The organism is Bartonella sp. MR100HLJHH (genome assembly GCF_042194215.1).
In the GTDB taxonomy this organism is placed as follows: Bacteria; Pseudomonadota; Alphaproteobacteria; order Rhizobiales; family Rhizobiaceae; genus Bartonella; species Bartonella grahamii.
Map to the genome: position 1 here is coordinate 25,413 of NZ_JBHIMR010000012.1, position 16,746 is coordinate 42,158.

Below are 16,746 nucleotides of genomic sequence, written 5' to 3' on the forward strand. Positions count from 1 at the left end.
AACGTGTTTTATGACCCAGCAAGCAAGTGACGCAGAAAAGCGCTTTTTTAATGATAATTTACAAACTGTTGATGGTGCAATCTTTGATGCAATTAGAGGGGAGTTTGAGCGTCAACAACATGAAATTGAGCTGATTGCTTCAGAGAATATTGTTTCAAGAGCGGTCCTTGAAGCGCAGGGGTCTGTTTTAACTAATAAGTATGCAGAAGGTTATCCAAGAAAGCGCTACTATGGTGGGTGTCAATTTGTTGATGTCGTTGAAGATTTAGCCATTGAAAGGGCAAAACAGCTTTTTGGTGCTGCTTTTGCGAATGTACAGCCTAATTCTGGTAGCCAAATGAATCAAGCTGTCTTTTTAGCTTTACTTCAGCCTGGTGATACATTTATGGGATTAGACTTAAATGCTGGTGGTCACCTTACGCATGGTTCATCTGTTAATATGTCAGGAAAATGGTTTGATGTTGTTTCCTATGGTGTGCGTCAAGAAGATCAGATTATTGATATGGATGAGGTTGAGCAGCTTGCAAAAGAACGTAAGCCCAAACTTATTATAGCGGGTGGCTCATCTTATCCACGGTTATGGGATTGGAAACGATTCCGTGAAATTGCAGATGAGATAGGTGCTCATTTACTCGTTGATATGTCTCATATTGCCGGTCTTGTTGCTGGTGGCGTGCATCCTTCACCTGTTCCACATGCGCATATTGTAACAACAACAACACATAAGTCGCTTCGAGGTCCTCGTGGTGGTTTAATATTGACAAATGATGAGTCTTTATCCAGAAAAGTTAATTCTGCAATTTTTCCTGGTCTTCAAGGTGGTCCATTAATGCATGTAATTGCCGCAAAGGCTGTTGCATTTGAGGAGGCTTTGCGTCCCTCTTTCAAGAGTTACAGTGCCAATGTGGTCGCTAATGCGAAAACTTTAGCAAAAATATTACAGAGTAATGGTTTTAATATTGTTTCTGGTGGTACAGATAATCATTTGTTGTTGGTTGATTTACGTTCCAAAAATCTAACAGGTAAACGTGCTGAATTGGCTTTGGGGCGCGCTCATATTACCTGCAATAAAAATGGTATTCCTTTTGATCCTGAAACGCCATCTATAACATCGGGAATTCGCTTGGGATCACCTGCTGCCACAACACGTGGTTTTTTAGAAAAAGAGTTTATTCAAGTTGGTCATCTGGTTTCAGAAGTTCTTGATGGTCTTCGGAGCGCAAAAAGTGATGAAGATAATTATGCCGTTGAAATGGCTGTTGAGAAAAAGGTAAAAGATATAACGAGTCAATTTCCTCTTTACTCTTATCTTAGTACTCGTTAAGGACACAAAAGATGCGCTGTCCTTACTGCCAATATGAGGATACACAGGTTAAAGATTCACGTCCAGCAGAAGAGGGGGCAGTGATTCGCCGCCGCCGTGTGTGTTCCGTTTGTGGTGGTCGTTTTACAACTTTTGAACGTGTTCAGTTGCGTGAGCTCTTGGTTGCTAAAAAAAGTGGACGATGTGAACCATTCGATCGTGATAAGTTAATGCGTTCAGTTGATGTGGCTGTACGTAAGCGCAATATTGATCCTGATCATATTGAACGAGCAATTTCTGGCATTGTGCGCCAGCTTGAAAGTTTGGGAGAACCAGAGATTGCTTCAGAAAAAATTGGACATCTTGTGATGGAAGCATTGAAAAGAATTGATGATATTGCTTATATTCGTTTTGCTTCTGTGTATCGAGATTTTCGTAATGCAAGCGATTTTCACGATGTTATAGATGAATTGTCAAAGGGTATCGCGGATACAGAATCTCGTTTTGATGAATAAAAAAGTGCAAGATGAACGGTTTATGGCTGCAGCTATTCGTTTAGCAGAACGTCATGTCGGTCTTACAGGTGAAAATCCTTCCGTTGGTACGTTAATTGTGCGAAACGATAATAGTGCGGGGGCATTTATTGTTGGCTATGGCGTAACAGCTATTCATGGGAGTCCTCATGCGGAAGTGCAAGCTTTACATATGGCTGGTTCTTTAGCTCAAGGAGCGACTGCTTATGTTACTTTAGAACCTTGTGCGCATTATGGAAAAACTTCGCCGTGTGTGAATGCACTCATTGATTCAGGTGTTTCTCGAGTTGTTGTTGCGCTGACTGATTGTGACAAGCGTGTTGATGGTCATGGTATTGCTCTTTTGCGAGCAGCGGGTATTGAAGTGGTTGAGGGCATTTTAGCTGAAGAGGCTTTTGAATCTTTATGGACACATTGGTGCATAAGGAAGATACAACGCTGTGCGGTCACTTTTAAAATGGCAATTTCTGCTGATAATGGTGTTGGAAAAAGAGAAAAGGGCAGCGTAAAAATTAGTGGAACACTTTCTCATGCCCATACGCATATTCTACGTGCTCAAAATAATGCTATCCTCGTTGGTATTGGTACTATATTAGCAGATGATCCACAACTCAATTGCCGCTTGCCAGGGATGGAGGTGCGCTCACCAATTCGTATTATTTTGGATGCAGATTTATCTATCCCCCTTGATGCAAAAGTTGTCCAAACAGCCATGAAAATTCCTACATGGGTTATTTGTGATGTGGATCTTTCAAAGAAAAGCAAAAAAAATGCATTGGAGCAATATGGTGTGTCTGTTTATTCGGTAGAGATGAACAATGGTTGTGTAGAACCCTTTGCTCTTTTACAGATGCTTTATAAACATGGGATTAATAGTGTTTTATTGGAAGGGGGCGTAAAGACAGGGGAAACGTTTTTAAATGCTGGTTGTGTGGATCATTTGATATGTTTTTATGCACCCGTTATTTTAGGCGAAGGTCGTGTTGAAGCCCCTCATTTTGGAAATTATCTTTCGCAATTTCATAAGGTTGAATCAAGAATGTTTGGAAATGACCGTTTTTATAAATGGAGACGTAAGACATTATGTTCACAGGGATTATAACAGACATCGGTTGTGTTGAAGATGTACAACCTTTAAAGCAAGGGGTGCGTTTAGATATTTCTACACGCTATGACATACAGAGTTTGGAAATTGGTGCATCGATTGCGTGTTCAGGGATTTGTCTGACAATTGTAGAGCGGGGGGTACAACAAGCGACTGCTGGTTGGTTTGCTGTAGAAGCATGGGAAGAAGCATTGCGTTTGAGTAATCTTGCACAATGGACAAAAGGAACTTTTGTTAATTTGGAACGTTCGCTTCGATTAGGTGATGAAATGGGAGGACATTTGGTTTCTGGTCATATTGATGGTTTGGCTGAAATTATTGATCAAAAAAATGAAGGGGATGCAATTCGTTTTTATTTAAAAGTTGCAAGACAATTTATGCCTTTCATTGTCAATAAGGGATCTATTGCACTTAATGGGACATCTTTGACTGTTAATGGTGTTGAGGATTGTGTTTTTGATGTTCTTATTATTCGCCATACACTCGAAATGACAACGTGGGGACAAGCTAGAATTGGAGATCGGGTCAATTTGGAAATTGATCAACTTGCTCGTTATGCTGCGAAACTTTTTGCTTTAAAAAGAGAAGATGAATAAGCCAAAACTCTATTGATCGTTTTCAGAATTTTATGCTTTATAACCTTGATTTTTTTTGATTCGTTTTTGTGGAATTCCATTATGAAGAAAGAGATACGTAAAAAGCCTCACGTATTGATTGTTGAAGCACGTTTTTATGAGGGGATTTCTGATGCGCTTTTGAGAGGTGCAGTGAATACTTTGCAAAAAGCTGAAGCAAGTTATGATGTTGTAACGGTTCCTGGAGCATTAGAAATACCAAGTGCAATAGCTTTTGCTGAACAAAATAACATATCTTATGATGGTTATGTTGCTCTTGGTTGTGTTATTCGGGGCGAAACATATCACTTTGAAATTGTTGCTAATGATTCTTGTCGTGCATTGATGGATTTAACTGTTCATCAGCATTTGGCTATTGGAAATGGTATTTTGACTGTTGAAAACGAAGAACAAGCATGGGTGCGTGCAAAACTAGATGACAAAAATAAAGGTGGTTTTGCGGCTGAAGCTGCTTTATGTATGATCGCTCTAAAAAAGAGATTTGGAGATAATCGTTAAATATGGCTGATATAAAAAGCAGACATTTTCCGCGTTCAGCCAATAAACGTGGAGCAGCAAGACTCGCTGCAGTTCAAGCCCTCTATCAAATGGATATTGTGGGTTCGGGGGTTATGGAAACAGCAGCTGAGTATGAAGCTTATCGTTTGGGAAAAGATATCGATGGAGACCAGTATCTTGAAGCTGATTTTCAATGGTTTTTGGCTATTATAACGGGTGTTGTAAAAGATCAAAAGCAGCTTGATCCTCTGCTTCATCAACAGCTTTCTGCTGAGTGGTCTCTTTCACGTCTTGATTCTATATTGCGAGCAATTTTACGAGCAGGTTTATGGGAGTTGATCAACCGTAAAGATGTTCCTGTTGCGGTTGTCATGAATGAATATGTTGACATAGCGAAGGCGTTTTTTGAAGGTGATGAGCCAAAACTTGTTAATGCAGTTCTCGACAGTATGGCAAAAAAAGTCCGCCTATAAGAGCTAAAAATCCCCCCTATTATTAGGTCTGATAGTATCAGACCTAATAATATTGAGACGGTATGTAGACTATATGATTTAGTTATGGGGTGGCAAATTCGCAGGGCCTTTTATAATTTGAATTAAGAAAGGATGTTCTTTTGTTACAGTTGGCGTTGTTTGTGTAATAAAATCAAATACTTGACCGTCTTGTAATCCGTAATTAGCAACTTTTGCAACCTGATTATTTTTATTGAAGTAAATGGCTAAAACTTTGCGATCAATAATCTTTGTTTTCATAAACTGCATCCCACGATAGCGTGTCTGTGAGATGTAATAAAAAACTTCATTATCATATTTTGTTTTTAATGAAGGGGTCCCTAAAGTTAAAAGAACTTGCTCTTGACTTGAGCCAATAGCAATAGAACTTAGAGCATTTTTATCAAGAACATAGCCCTCTCTATAAATTTGGCTCGAACCTGAAGAATCGAGAAGACTACATCCCGCAAGCATTCCTATGCTTGCTATTGATAGACCAATCAATAATTTACGTTTGATTAAGGCTATTATGTGAGGCATTTGAAACAATGATATCTCCTTTTTATACTGAGGTGTAGGACAAGAAGGCAACCTCAAGTTTTTTCTTTTTAGCTTAATCTACCGTAGCTTACACTGAGTTTCCCTGTTATAAAGCAAATTATGCCATATAGAATTTCTTTAGAAAAGAAAAAAATGCATGAATACTTGAGATAAATAAAAACACAGTATTTTATGCGTTTTTATGTTTGGGAGTTGTCAATGAATGTTCAAAATGTTCCTCAAATGACATTTGCTTTGGCTTATCCAATATCCGTACGTTCTCTACCTGCTAAAGGTATAAGGGTTCATTTTTGTGCAAACAAAAAAGAATGTACACATTTAGCTCAGAACCATGATTTAATTGAAGTAAAATCTTGTGAGGGAAATTTCCATATTTTCCCGTGGAAAAAACGCGGAGTGCGTATAAAAGGTCTGTTGCAAGCGCGCATACTACAGTTATGTGTTGTTACATTAGAACCATTAGAAAATATCCTTTGTGAAAATATTGAGGTTGTTTTTGTTCCTGAAGATTCAAATTTGATGAAGCCGAAAACATCAGAGGATACAGGGGAATTGTTTTTAGATGTGGAGGGGCTTGATACTCCTGAAGTGTTTTATGATGATAAAATTGATATTGGTGCAATCATGGAAGAGTTTTTTGAGTTGTCTATTAATCATTATCCACGTAAAGAGGGGATAAAGATGGATATGGTTGAAAATTTAGAAGAAGCAGAGCAAAAATTCTCGCCATTTTCTGTTTTGAAAAATTGGAAGTGATTGTAAAAACATAAAAAAAATATCTATTGTATGCTAAACGGTATTTTCTGCGGAGCGATTTTTGCAAGATTTGCTTTGTGAGTGTTCAGGAGCCAAAAAATCATAATATGTGTTTAAAGATGTAAATGAAAAGATGTGGGATATGCAAGCGTGATTAGAATTTCTGTGGATGTCATGGGCGGTGATTACGGTCCAGAAGCAGCTATTGCAGGAGCAGCAATTGTACAAAAATATTTATCAAATATTTATTTTCTGTTTTATGGAATAGAGGAGGACGTTCGTCCGGTTTTAAAAAAATACCCTTGTTTGGATTCTGTATCGCGCTTTTGCCCTACAGAAAGTTATACACGCATGGATGAAAAGCCAAGCCAAGCACTTCGTAATGGACGTGGTAAATCATCAATGTGGTACGCCATTGAAGCGGTAAAAAATGGTGAAGCTGATGCTTGCATTTCTGCTGGTAATACGGGTGCACTTATGGCCATGTCTTATTTTTGTTTGAAAATGCTAGCAGAGGCTGAACGTCCTGGTATTGCGGGTATCTGGCCAACACTTCGCAGTGAGAGTATCGTTTTAGATATTGGAGCAACAATTGGTGCCTCTGCTAGTCAGTTGGTTGATTTGGCGGTTATGGGAGCGGGTATGTTTCGCGCTTTATATCACACTGAAAGACCAAGTGTTGGGCTTTTAAATGTGGGGGTGGAAGAGGTTAAAGGACTTTATGAAATAAAAAAAGCAGGAATGATATTGCGTGAAGTGCAATTAGAAGGATTGGAATATAAAGGATTTGTTGAGGGCAATGACATTGGAAAAGGAACAGTCGATGTTGTTGTAACAGAGGGGTTTTCTGGTAATATTGCTTTAAAAACCGCAGAAGGAACCGCGCGACAGATAGGAGAGATTTTAAACTCTGCACTGCGCAGTTCTTTTTTAACATCTCTTGGTTATTTTTTATCGCGGGGTGCTTTTCGTACGCTGAAACACAAAATGGATCCCGAGAGGGTGAATGGAGGAGTGCTTTTGGGGTTGAATGGTGTTGTGATCAAAAGCCATGGGAGTGCTAATGCTAACGGTTTTGCTTCTGCTATCCGCGTTGGTTATGAGATGGTTAATAATGGACTTTTGAAAAAAATAACAGCTGATTTGCGACGGTTTCATGAGAATAAAGAAACACTTTTTGATCAAGAAGGTGAAGAGACAGTGAATGGAGAGTCCTTATGATAAGCTCTTATAATAGAAATGAAAAATTTGAAGAAAAGGTAAGAGCTGAATGATTCGGTCAATTATACGTGGTGTAGGAAGTGCTTTGCCGAAGAGAAGTTTATCAAATGATGAGATTGCAAAGTTTGTTGAAACGTCAGATTCATGGATTGTTCAGCGTACAGGAATACGCCAACGTTATATTGCCAGTGAAAATGAAACAACTGTTTCTTTAGGAGTTGAGGCTGCGCAAGCAGCACTTACAAATGCTGGTTTAACAATAAAAGACATTGATTGTATTATTTTAGCAACGTCCACCCCGAATCGTACTTTTCCTGCTTCTGCTGTTGAAATTCAGTGTGCTTTGGGAATGAACCATGGATTTGCTTTTGATATTCAAGCTGTTTGCTCTGGTTTTATTTTTGCTTTAACAACAGGAGATTCTTATTTACGGTGTGGAGCGGCTAAAAGAATTTTAGTTATTGGATCCGATACATTTTCTCGGATTTTAGATTGGGAAGATCGTACGACATGTGTTTTGTTTGGTGATGGTGCGGGTGCTGCTATTTTGGAAGCACAAGAAATTGAGGGGGGTATTGCTTTTGAGCGTGGTATATTGTCTGCGAAATTGCGCTCTAATGGTGCTTATATAGATAAGCTATATGTTGATGGTGGACCTTCAACAACACAAACGACAGGCTATTTGCGTATGGAAGGACGAGAAGTTTTTAAATATGCTGTTGGTATGATAACGGATGTGGTTGATGATTGTTTTGCAGCTGCAGGTATGGATTCTTCACAACTAGATTGGTTTGTACCTCATCAGGCTAATAAGCGCATTATTGAAGCATCTGCTAAAAAATTGGGAATTTCACTAGATAAAGTTGTGATTACCGTTGATCAACATGGTAATACGTCTGCGGCATCAGTTCCGTTGGCTTTAACAACAGCTGTTTGCGATGGAAAAATAAAAGAAGGAGATCTTATCATGTTAGAGGCCATGGGAGGTGGATTTACATGGGGAGCAATTCTTATTCGTTGGTAAATTATGGCTACTTGACCATATTTCAAGAAAACGTATAAGTCATTTTGTAATTTTTAATATTTTAATAGGTGGTTATAATGACAAGTAAGACAGTAACGCGTGCAGATTTAGCGAGCGTAGTTTGTAAAAGAGTGGGCTTGTCACATACTGAATCAGCAGCTTTAGTCGAATTGGTTTTGGATGAGATTTGCAACTCACTTGTAAGAGGTGAAGCGGTTAAATTATCCTCTTTTGCAACTTTTCAGGTTCGCAGTAAAAATGAACGAGTTGGACGCAATCCAAAAACGGGTGTTGAAGCACCTATTCCGCCGCGACGTGTTGTGACGTTTAAGGCTGCTAATGTCCTTAAACAGAGAATTTTAGATTCGCATCGTGCAAGACAGAAAAAATGATATCTCATAAATGAATGCCATGATATGTTTGGTATTTGTTAAAAAAATGATAAAATAAAGGTCTTTGTTTTTTAGAAAAAGACAGTTGAGTAAGTCGTCAATGATGGTCTTATTTTTGACTAATCTTGTTGAGAAATTGAGACAGAATGAGTCATTGTAAAGTAATTTATTTTGTTTTAAATAAGGTGTTGCAAAATGGATAAAAGCTCTGATGCTTTTCGCACAATTAGCGAAGTAGCCGAGTTATTGGAGCTGCCGCAGCATGTCTTAAGATTCTGGGAAACACGTTTTAGGCAGATTAAACCAATGAAACGTGGGGGAGGAAGGCGCTATTATCGTCCGGTCGATGTTGATTTGCTCAATGGTATTAAGCAGTTATTATATGATCAGGGTTATACGATAAAAGGTGTGCAACGCCTTTTAAAAGAAAATGGTGTTGCTTTTGTGATTGCATTGGGTAATGGTGATCTTGATGCTATGAATGTAGTCATAGAGAAGAAACATGCAGGACAAACTTCTGAAAATGCTAGCAATAAGCCTAAGAAATCTTCTTTTGGGCTTTTGAGTTTCATGAGGAATGAGGAAGAAACATCTGTTGGTTCTGTGAATCTTTATAAAGATAAAACTGATAAAGCATTGTTGCAAGAAATCCTATTTGAACTCATTGAATGTAAGCGTGTTCTTGATAGAGCACGATAGCAATAATATTTTTTGTTTTATATGTGTTTCGTAGATATTTAGATGTTTTATGGGGGTGCCCAGAGTTTTATACGTTCAACGAATAGTAATGTATCGTATGTGTATATTTAACGAGTTTTTTATAAGAGTTTTTAATTTGGTAAAATATAAAGAGGGGAAAGAATAAACGCTGAGTTTTACCATTTTTCTCTGATTGGGCTTTATAAAAGTTAAGGCAATATCTCATCAGTGTAGATTGCGGGATATAGAATGCTATTGGTTTACCAATTTATGTGCTTGTTTTAAAGAGATGTTTCTTAAGGCTCCTTAAGCTTATTTTACCATGATTCCTCGTGAATCATATAATGCTAAACCCGTTGAGTACCGCTATTTTTACACTTATGAAAGAGCAAGTCGGCATCATCATTATAGTTTAGCTTGCTCTCAATGATTGCAACAATCTTAGCACTTGAGGCAGTTTATTGTGAGCATTTTAAAGTCCTTTCTCAATAATTTTTATCCACACACTCATTCCGCTTATTTCGTGCAAGCGAATGATTTTGATAGATTCAACATAAACATATTTAAAATGAGAAAGCCCTATGATATTCAAAATCTTATTTAATATGAATAACGATATATTATCATTATAAATCAATATCTTGTCTTTTTTATAAGGGCTTATTTTACGAACAAGACATATCATTGTTCAGCTAATTTTACATATTTTTTATTTAATAAATATGATCTTGTTTTCAGTCTTCTTGCTTGATGTTGCTATAATTATCGTAATGATCTATCCATGATAATAGCGCCATCTTTTCATTACAAAGGTAAAAGATTAATGTTATTATTAATATTCAATTGTCTATGATTTTTTCATTTAAACAGCTTATAGCTTACATTCAACTTTTTCACCAATCCACTCTGTAGAGAGTGATCACGTGATTCTTTCTGGTAATAGATAATTGTGCATGAAACAAAAATGCACTACAATATCAAATCATTTCGTTTTGTACAAAAATTGAAGATTTATAGTAAAAAATTAACGTATTACCATCTTCTGTGATGTTATGCATTTATTACACGCTGCAAATCTGGAGGTGTTGCTTCATTTGAGAGTTGCTTAATCACATCTTCTACAGATAAAAGGGTTTTATTTGTACTTCCTAAGCGGCGCATATTTACGCTGTTTGTTTCAGCTTCACGTTTACCACATACCAAAATTACGGGGACTTTTTGTAACGAATGTTCTCGTATTTTATAGTTAATTTTTTCATTGCGGAGATCTATTGTTGCGGAAAGCCCAATAGCTCTAAGTTTTGCCGTTATCTTTTGGGCATATTCATTTGCTTCGGACGTAATTGTTGCAACAACAACTTGTTCAGGAGCAAGCCAGAGTGGCATATGTCCAGCAAAATTTTCGATTAATATACCAAGAAAACGCTCCATTGATCCAAAAATAGCGCGGTGGATCATAACAGGTTGACGTTTTTCTGAATCTTTATCAATATAGAATGCACCAAAACGTTCAGGGAGATTAAAGTCTATTTGTGTTGTTCCACATTGCCATTCACGACCGATAGCATCCTTTAATGTATATTCAAATTTTGGACCATAAAATGCTCCTTCACCTGGAAGGATGCTTGTTTTGATTTGTCCTGCAAATTTTGTTTCAATCGTTTTAAGAACAGATTCCATGATACTTTCTGCATGATCCCATAATGCATCAGACCCAACTCGTTTTTCTGGACGTGTTGAAAGCTTAAGACTGATTTCTTTAAAACCAAAATCAGCATAAGTTGATAAAATAAGATCATTAATACTGAGACATTCATCGGCTAATTGTTCATCAGTACAAAAAATATGCGCATCATCTTGCGTAAAACCACGCACACGCATAAGACCATGTAAAGAGCCCGAAGGCTCATAACGATGAACAAGTCCAAACTCAGCAAGTCTAATAGGCAAATCACGATAAGATTTTAAACCATGTTTAAAAATTTGCACATGACCAGGGCAATTCATTGGTTTAAGGGCATAAACATTCCCATGATCTGAATCTTCTGCTGCTGGAATTACTTTGAACATATTCTCCTTATACCAGCCCCAATGGCCAGATATTTCCCAGAGTGACCTATCCAGAACTTGTGGTGCATTAACTTCAGCGTATTGATGATCATCAAGGCGTCTACGCATATAGTTGATCAAATTTTGGAACATTTTCCAACCTTTTTTGTGCCAAAAAATCATTCCTGGCCCTTCTTCTTGAAAATGAAATAAGTCCATTTCACGTCCCAAGCGGCGATGATCACGTTTTTCAGCTTCTTCTAGCATATGGAGGTAGGCTTTTAAGTCATTTTCATTTGCAAATGCTGTTCCATAAATTCTTGTGAGCATTGGATTATTGGCATCGCCACGCCAATAAGCTCCTGCGACTTTCATTAATTTGAAAGCATTCCCAATTTGCCCTGTAGATTGCATGTGCGGTCCGCGGCAAAGATCAAACCATTTTCCTTGATAATAAATTTTTAAATCTTGATTTTCAGGAATGCTATCAATAAGTTCAACTTTATAAAATTCCTTTTTCTCAGAAAAAATTTTTCTGGCTTTTTCACGAGACCAAATTTCTTTTCTAAAAGGCTTATTGCGTTGGATAATTTCACGCATTTTCTTTTCAATGACGGTGAGATCATCTAATGTAAAAGGTTGTTGGCGTGCAAAATCATAATAGAATCCATTTTCAATGACAGGACCTATTGTTACTTGCGTTTCAGGAAAGAGTTCTTGCACTGCTTCAGCAAGGACATGGGCGCAATCATGTCTTATGAGTTCAAGAGCACGTGAATCTTCTCGGGTAATAATCTCTACTTGACCAGATTGTTCCAATGGATCCGATAAGTCTCGCGTGATACCATCAAGACTATAGGCAACTGCTTTTTTTGCGAGTGATTTAGAAATGGATTCTGCTAATTCCAAACCAGTCATTTCGGGGGGGTAATTACGTTTTGAACCATCAGGAAAAGAAAGAGAAACAGAGCAAGACATAAAAACACCCTTTTAATCCAATTCCGCTAACGATTGCGGATGGTTTTGTGAAAATCGAGTAAAAAGCTTATAGAATGATTTTTTATCAATACATACGAAAAAAGAAAAGGATTATTTGTTGTGTTTGTCAGAAATTTTCCAGTAACGCCAAGGTTTATAAAAACAGCAAGAATTTCCAAGAGAAATAGGTACTGGATCAAAGCCATCTGTTCCAAAGGGCCCACAACGTATGATACGAAAGAGTCCCATCCATGCACCAGCCCAAAGCCCATGGCGTGCAATCGCTTCATATGTATATTCTGAACAAGTCGGAGCATGGCGACATTGATTGCCTATAAGACTTGAAAGTGTTATTTGATAGAAACGTATTAAGAAAATACCCAATAATCGTCCAGGTGTTTTTTGCCAAGTGCCTGTGTAATTTCGAGTTATTTTTTTTTGTCGAGATTGTGATTTGAACATTTATTTTTCTTCAATTTTTTGAATGCAGTCTATCGTTGCATCAAAGGGTAGTAGTGTTGCTGCATGGCGCATTTTATAGTCTTTAATGGGCTGTAAGCAAGAAAAATCCTCAAATGGAGCTTGAGGAGAAGGACCATTTTGCGTTAGCATTTGATAAATAACTTCACGCAATATTTTAAGATCTTGTGTTGTTTGTCCGATGATATGAGATGCTAAAAGTGAAGCCGATGCTTGCCCTAGCACACATGCGTGTATTTCATGGGCAAAATCCGTAACAATACCATTTTCCACTTTTAAATCTACAGTGATTGTCGAACCACAAAGGTGTGCATGTTTTCTTGATGTTGCATCAGGATTATTAAGACGCCCAATTTTGTCTATATGTGCAGCATATTCAAGTATTTTATCATTATAGATATTATCAATCATGCGCTATTACCTGAAATTTTGAGAGTCGTGATTGTTTAAACTTTTAATTCGCTTATATAGAGATTATACAAAATGAAATAGGTATGGAGCAAATGCTTTGTATAGAGTAAGCTTGGAGTTTTTGAATGCGTAATGTTGTTAAAGAAGACGCGAAGGATTCTTTTTTATCTGAAGAAAAGCGTCCGAGTATTGAAGAGGTGGAAGAAGCGATTCGTACATTACTCTTATGGATAGGGGAAAATCCAAATAGAGAAGGGCTTTTAGATACTCCAAGACGTATAGCCAAGGCATATCGCGAGCTTTTTAGTGGTTATAGTCAATCGGTTAAAGAAATCTTAGGTACAGTTTTTGAAGAGGTTTCAGGATACAATGAAGCCGTAATCGTAAAAAATATACCTTTTTATTCACACTGTGAGCATCATATGATCCCAATTATTGGGAAAGCACATATAGCATATCTTCCTAATGACAAAATTGTTGGCCTTTCAAAAATTGTACGTGTTGTAGATATTTTTTCTCGTCGTTTACAAACACAAGAAGCTATGACAGCGCAAGTGGCTCACGCGTTAAAAACGTATCTGAAGCCTCATGGTGTAGCAGTATTGATTGAGGCTGAGCACATGTGTATGGCTATGAGAGGAATCCAAAAACAGGGCTCTACAACAATTACAAAAAACTTTCATGGTTATTATGAAAAAGATCAAGCTGCACAAGCACATTTTATGATGATGATTCAAAGATCGTAGTAAAGTCCATATTTTTAGTAATCTCTATTAAGTTATAAATTGTCCGGATAAAAATAAATTATGAGAAAGAGAAAATTGGCTTGTACCTTTCTTTATGATTTGTTAAAGGCTAAAAACCAAAATGTTTTTCTTCCCACGTGCGGTCGTGGCGGAATTGGTAGACGCGCAGCGTTGAGGTCGCTGTGGGGCAACCCGTGGAAGTTCGAGTCTTCTCGACCGCACCAGTTAGCAGTGAGTCTCTCTGTAATGAGATGAAGTTATGTAGAGAGAGGGGATTTACGGGCATTATAGAAAAATCTTTTTTGTATGTTATTTGTTGATGTGTTGCTAATAATGTTTCATTTTTTATTACTTTATCTGTGCATTTGAAATGTTATATTTTTATAGGGTGGGGGTGAAGTTGCAGTGAGAAGTATAATGATTTTGAGATATTTAACACTTCTTATTTGTATTTCTTTATTGTCAGCATGTAGTGATTCACGCGCTGTGCTTTGGCATGGAGTGCATGCAACTCCTTCTATGACTGCAGTAGAAAGGGAAGTTGAAGGGAACCCGATTTCTCCAAAAGCCATCATTCCAGTGTATGTTGCAACAAGTCGTATGATGCAAAATAATTACGCTCAACCTTATGGTGCAGAGCGATCAAATAAAGTACATTACAATCGCGTTGATGTAGGAATTCCTCAGCAACATATAAAGGGAGTTGTTGAAATAAATGCGTATAAACCTACGCATGATAAGTATTTTGCAGCAGTAGCATTGCAAAAATACGATAATAAAGAACAGTTTAAACAGCAATTAAATGCTGCTTTAGAAAAAAAGCCAAAAGGAAAAAGAGAAATTTTTCTTTTTATCCATGGGTATAATAATAATTTTGCAGATGGTACATTTCGTACAGCACAGTTTACACACGATTATTCTTTAAATGTTGTCGCTGTGCATTATTCTTGGCCTTCTGCCGGATCTGTTCCTCTTTATATTTATGATCGTGACAGTGCTAATTTTGCCCGTGACGGATTGATAGAGCTTTTAACACTTATTAGTGAAACCAATGCTGATCAGATTTCGGTTATTGCGCATTCTATGGGCAATTTTGTTATAATGGAAGCATTTAGAACTTTAGCTTTACAGAAAAAATATAAGCCTATTCGTCGTATTACAAGTTTATTAATGGCGGCACCAGACATTGATGTTGATGTATTTGAGCGCCAACTTAATGATATAAAAAAACTTCCGCAGCCAACAGCTATTTTAGTATCCAGAGCGGATAAAGCTCTCGCGGTTTCAGGACGTCTTACGGGTGGACATCATCGTGTGGGCGATGGCTCAGATATTGAAATGTTGCGTAAAAATGGAATAGCTGTTCTTGATTTCTCTCATGTGGATGGGGGAGCACACAATGTCTTTGCATCTTCGCCAACGTTGATGGCTCTTTCTCGGGAAGGTTCTTTGGCTTCCACAATTATGCAAGGTACAGAATTGTCACCTAGTCAAGCCCTTCTTGCTGACGGTAGTAGTGTGTTGGAGAAAACAACACATCTTATCCTTTATACACCTGTACGTTTTCTCTCTCCACGGATTCCACGTTGATAGTGAAAAGAGAGAAGGGGACATCGAATAATGCATTGGAGGTAATATTTTTTAGCACTTTCTTTAGAATGGCTTTGTAAAATGAAAAATAAATAGCGGGATGAATGTAAAAAACAGTCATTAGGTGAGTTTGTGATGATTGCACGGAAACGCTATGTTAATACGCCTACAGTTGTTGATTATTTATCTCATTCCGCAATTAAGTTGTTAGATATTCATGCTATGCTTGTGAAGGTGAGAAAAGGTGATATGGGGGAAAAACCAAATTTATTGCGTCAAATTGATTCTACAAAAAAACAGTTAGATGAGATAAGCCATGCTCTTATTTTAGAATATCGTAAACGCCAAGAAAATGAGCGTTTTTTAAAACAAATTCTGCTATCCATTTCCGATCAACTTTTTGCACTTAACAATGGTTTTAAGGAAACAGGACGTCTTTTTTTTCAAGAAGTTAGAATACTTCAATCTCAGATGCAATGTTTATATGAGGGAAAGGAGAGGCTGCATTTGTTGAATAGCCAAGAATCTTTTTGTTCTCCATCAAAGATTGATGAAGTCATTAAACAGTTACAGAAAGCACGAGAAAAGCTTATTCTTGAAAGCCCACATCTCTTTGAAAAAAGCACAAAAGCTAAACAATAAAAGTTCTTTTAGTTGAGCAGGTAGATAATTTGAGTTTTACAGCAAAAAACGCTGTTAGATAGAAGGCTATAATCTTATTAAAGAAAAGAACTTTCTTTAATAAATGAGACACATGTATTTTATAATCACACTCTTTATCGCATTAAAGCTTTAAAAGACTTTGGTTATATCTTTGCTAAAGTTAAGGCTGATGCATTAGATGGCTTTATTGAAGAAAATATTTGTGGAAAGAAACTTTACAAAAAACTTTCTGATTCTTTTAATAACGGCTCACTGGATAATTTTGCCAATGTTATGGAGTTGTTAGTATATTCATTAGAAACTTAAACTCTAATATTTTCCTTGGTAGGAATTGGCTGAATTTAAAGCATTAAAAAAGAAATTTGATAAAAATAACACGTTTTTTAAATTCACGCCCAGCTCTATCTTCTCCTGAATTTAAAAAGGATCGGAAAATGAATAAGCTACACGTAATTAAAAAATCATATGGTGCCCCCAGAGAGCGAATCAGGCTTTAGCAACAAGATTCAAAGTATATAAAGATGTGTAAGAGCATATTGATGTCTATAGCTTTTTATGATTCAATAAAAAAAGTAAGTATTAAAGAAAAAATCTCAAATCAGAAATTAAAG

The 16,746-nt window shown here is 37.1% G+C and carries 18 protein-coding genes and 1 tRNA gene; 15 read left to right on the forward strand and 4 right to left on the reverse strand.

Annotated features, from left to right (window positions below; all coding sequences use genetic code 11):
• Window positions 1–10: 10 nt before the first annotated feature.
• The 6 genes from glyA (at window position 11) to nusB (ending at window position 4,547) form a co-directional block, all read left to right on the forward strand.
• A complete protein-coding gene (gene glyA, locus ACFIJ7_RS07665; RefSeq protein ID WP_375636053.1) occupies window positions 11–1,324 on the forward strand; it encodes a serine hydroxymethyltransferase in 1,314 nt (437 codons plus the stop codon).
• Between the two features lie 11 nt (window positions 1,325–1,335).
• Window positions 1,336–1,818, forward strand: coding sequence for a transcriptional regulator NrdR (nrdR, locus tag ACFIJ7_RS07670; RefSeq protein ID WP_015856456.1), 483 nt, complete (start codon window positions 1,336–1,338; stop codon window positions 1,816–1,818).
• Window positions 1,811–2,938 (forward strand): bifunctional diaminohydroxyphosphoribosylaminopyrimidine deaminase/5-amino-6-(5-phosphoribosylamino)uracil reductase RibD, encoded by a 1,128-nt coding sequence (ribD, locus tag ACFIJ7_RS07675; RefSeq protein ID WP_375636054.1) that lies wholly within the window; start codon window positions 1,811–1,813, stop codon window positions 2,936–2,938. The genes nrdR and ribD overlap by 8 nt, the downstream gene beginning before the upstream one ends.
• Window positions 2,920–3,537 (forward strand): riboflavin synthase, encoded by a 618-nt coding sequence (locus tag ACFIJ7_RS07680; protein ID WP_375644957.1) that lies wholly within the window; start codon window positions 2,920–2,922, stop codon window positions 3,535–3,537. The genes ribD and ACFIJ7_RS07680 overlap by 19 nt, the downstream gene beginning before the upstream one ends.
• 81 nt (window positions 3,538–3,618) lie before the next feature.
• Window positions 3,619–4,074, forward strand: a complete 456-nt coding sequence (locus ACFIJ7_RS07685) for a 6,7-dimethyl-8-ribityllumazine synthase (RefSeq protein ID WP_375636056.1) — start codon at window positions 3,619–3,621, stop codon at window positions 4,072–4,074.
• Window positions 4,075–4,076: 2 nt separating this feature from the next.
• Complete coding sequence (gene nusB, locus ACFIJ7_RS07690; protein ID WP_015856452.1) at window positions 4,077–4,547, forward strand: transcription antitermination factor NusB; 471 nt, start codon at window positions 4,077–4,079, stop codon at window positions 4,545–4,547.
• A gap of 78 nt (window positions 4,548–4,625) precedes the next feature.
• On the opposite strand, the gene ACFIJ7_RS07695 is transcribed toward nusB, so the two are convergent.
• Complete coding sequence (locus tag ACFIJ7_RS07695; protein WP_375636126.1) at window positions 4,626–5,105, reverse strand: outer membrane protein assembly factor BamE; 480 nt, start codon at window positions 5,103–5,105, stop codon at window positions 4,626–4,628.
• Between the two features lie 219 nt (window positions 5,106–5,324).
• Here ACFIJ7_RS07695 and ACFIJ7_RS07700 point away from each other — a divergent pair, with 219 nt between their 5' ends.
• The 5 genes from ACFIJ7_RS07700 (at window position 5,325) to ACFIJ7_RS07720 (ending at window position 9,218) form a co-directional block, all read left to right on the forward strand.
• The gene (locus tag ACFIJ7_RS07700) at window positions 5,325–5,882 is read left to right on the forward strand and encodes a DUF177 domain-containing protein (RefSeq protein ID WP_375636057.1); all 558 of its coding nucleotides are present in this window, start codon (window positions 5,325–5,327) and stop codon (window positions 5,880–5,882) included.
• Window positions 5,883–6,032: 150 nt separating this feature from the next.
• On the forward strand, window positions 6,033–7,103 hold the full coding sequence (gene plsX, locus ACFIJ7_RS07705) for a phosphate acyltransferase PlsX (RefSeq protein WP_375636058.1): 1,071 nt from the start codon (window positions 6,033–6,035) through the stop codon (window positions 7,101–7,103).
• A gap of 49 nt (window positions 7,104–7,152) precedes the next feature.
• A complete protein-coding gene (locus ACFIJ7_RS07710) occupies window positions 7,153–8,127 on the forward strand; it encodes a beta-ketoacyl-ACP synthase III (RefSeq protein ID WP_375636059.1) in 975 nt (324 codons plus the stop codon).
• Between the two features lie 77 nt (window positions 8,128–8,204).
• Window positions 8,205–8,519 (forward strand): integration host factor subunit alpha, encoded by a 315-nt coding sequence (locus ACFIJ7_RS07715; RefSeq protein ID WP_015856447.1) that lies wholly within the window; start codon window positions 8,205–8,207, stop codon window positions 8,517–8,519.
• 195 nt (window positions 8,520–8,714) lie between these two features.
• Entirely contained in the window at window positions 8,715–9,218 is a 504-nt protein-coding gene (locus tag ACFIJ7_RS07720; protein WP_375644958.1) for a MerR family transcriptional regulator, read from the forward strand.
• Window positions 9,219–10,268: 1,050 nt separating this feature from the next.
• On the opposite strand, the gene thrS is transcribed toward ACFIJ7_RS07720, so the two are convergent.
• The 3 genes from thrS to ACFIJ7_RS07735 all read right to left on the reverse strand — a co-directional run bounded on the left by thrS (window position 10,269) and on the right by ACFIJ7_RS07735 (window position 13,136).
• Window positions 10,269–12,245 carry a threonine--tRNA ligase gene (gene thrS / locus ACFIJ7_RS07725; RefSeq protein WP_375644959.1) on the reverse strand — a complete coding sequence of 659 codons (1,977 nt, stop codon included), beginning with the start codon at window positions 12,243–12,245 and terminating at the stop codon, window positions 10,269–10,271.
• A gap of 111 nt (window positions 12,246–12,356) precedes the next feature.
• Window positions 12,357–12,707: a membrane protein insertion efficiency factor YidD gene (gene yidD / locus ACFIJ7_RS07730; protein ID WP_375636062.1), complete on the reverse strand. Its 351-nt coding sequence runs from the start codon at window positions 12,705–12,707 to the stop codon at window positions 12,357–12,359.
• Window positions 12,708–13,136 (reverse strand): iron-sulfur cluster assembly scaffold protein, encoded by a 429-nt coding sequence (locus ACFIJ7_RS07735; protein WP_375636063.1) that lies wholly within the window; start codon window positions 13,134–13,136, stop codon window positions 12,708–12,710.
• A gap of 125 nt (window positions 13,137–13,261) precedes the next feature.
• Between ACFIJ7_RS07735 and folE the strand changes: the two genes are divergently transcribed.
• From folE to ACFIJ7_RS07755, 4 genes are all read left to right on the forward strand, one after another.
• Window positions 13,262–13,882, forward strand: a complete 621-nt coding sequence (gene folE / locus ACFIJ7_RS07740; RefSeq protein ID WP_375636064.1) for a GTP cyclohydrolase I FolE — start codon at window positions 13,262–13,264, stop codon at window positions 13,880–13,882.
• A gap of 139 nt (window positions 13,883–14,021) precedes the next feature.
• A tRNA-Leu gene (locus tag ACFIJ7_RS07745) sits at window positions 14,022–14,106 on the forward strand.
• Between the two features lie 193 nt (window positions 14,107–14,299).
• A complete protein-coding gene (locus ACFIJ7_RS07750) occupies window positions 14,300–15,472 on the forward strand; it encodes an alpha/beta hydrolase (RefSeq protein WP_015856441.1) in 1,173 nt (390 codons plus the stop codon).
• Window positions 15,473–15,607: 135 nt separating this feature from the next.
• Window positions 15,608–16,114, forward strand: a complete 507-nt coding sequence (locus tag ACFIJ7_RS07755) for a hypothetical protein (protein ID WP_015856440.1) — start codon at window positions 15,608–15,610, stop codon at window positions 16,112–16,114.
• Window positions 16,115–16,746: the final 632 nt, after the last annotated feature.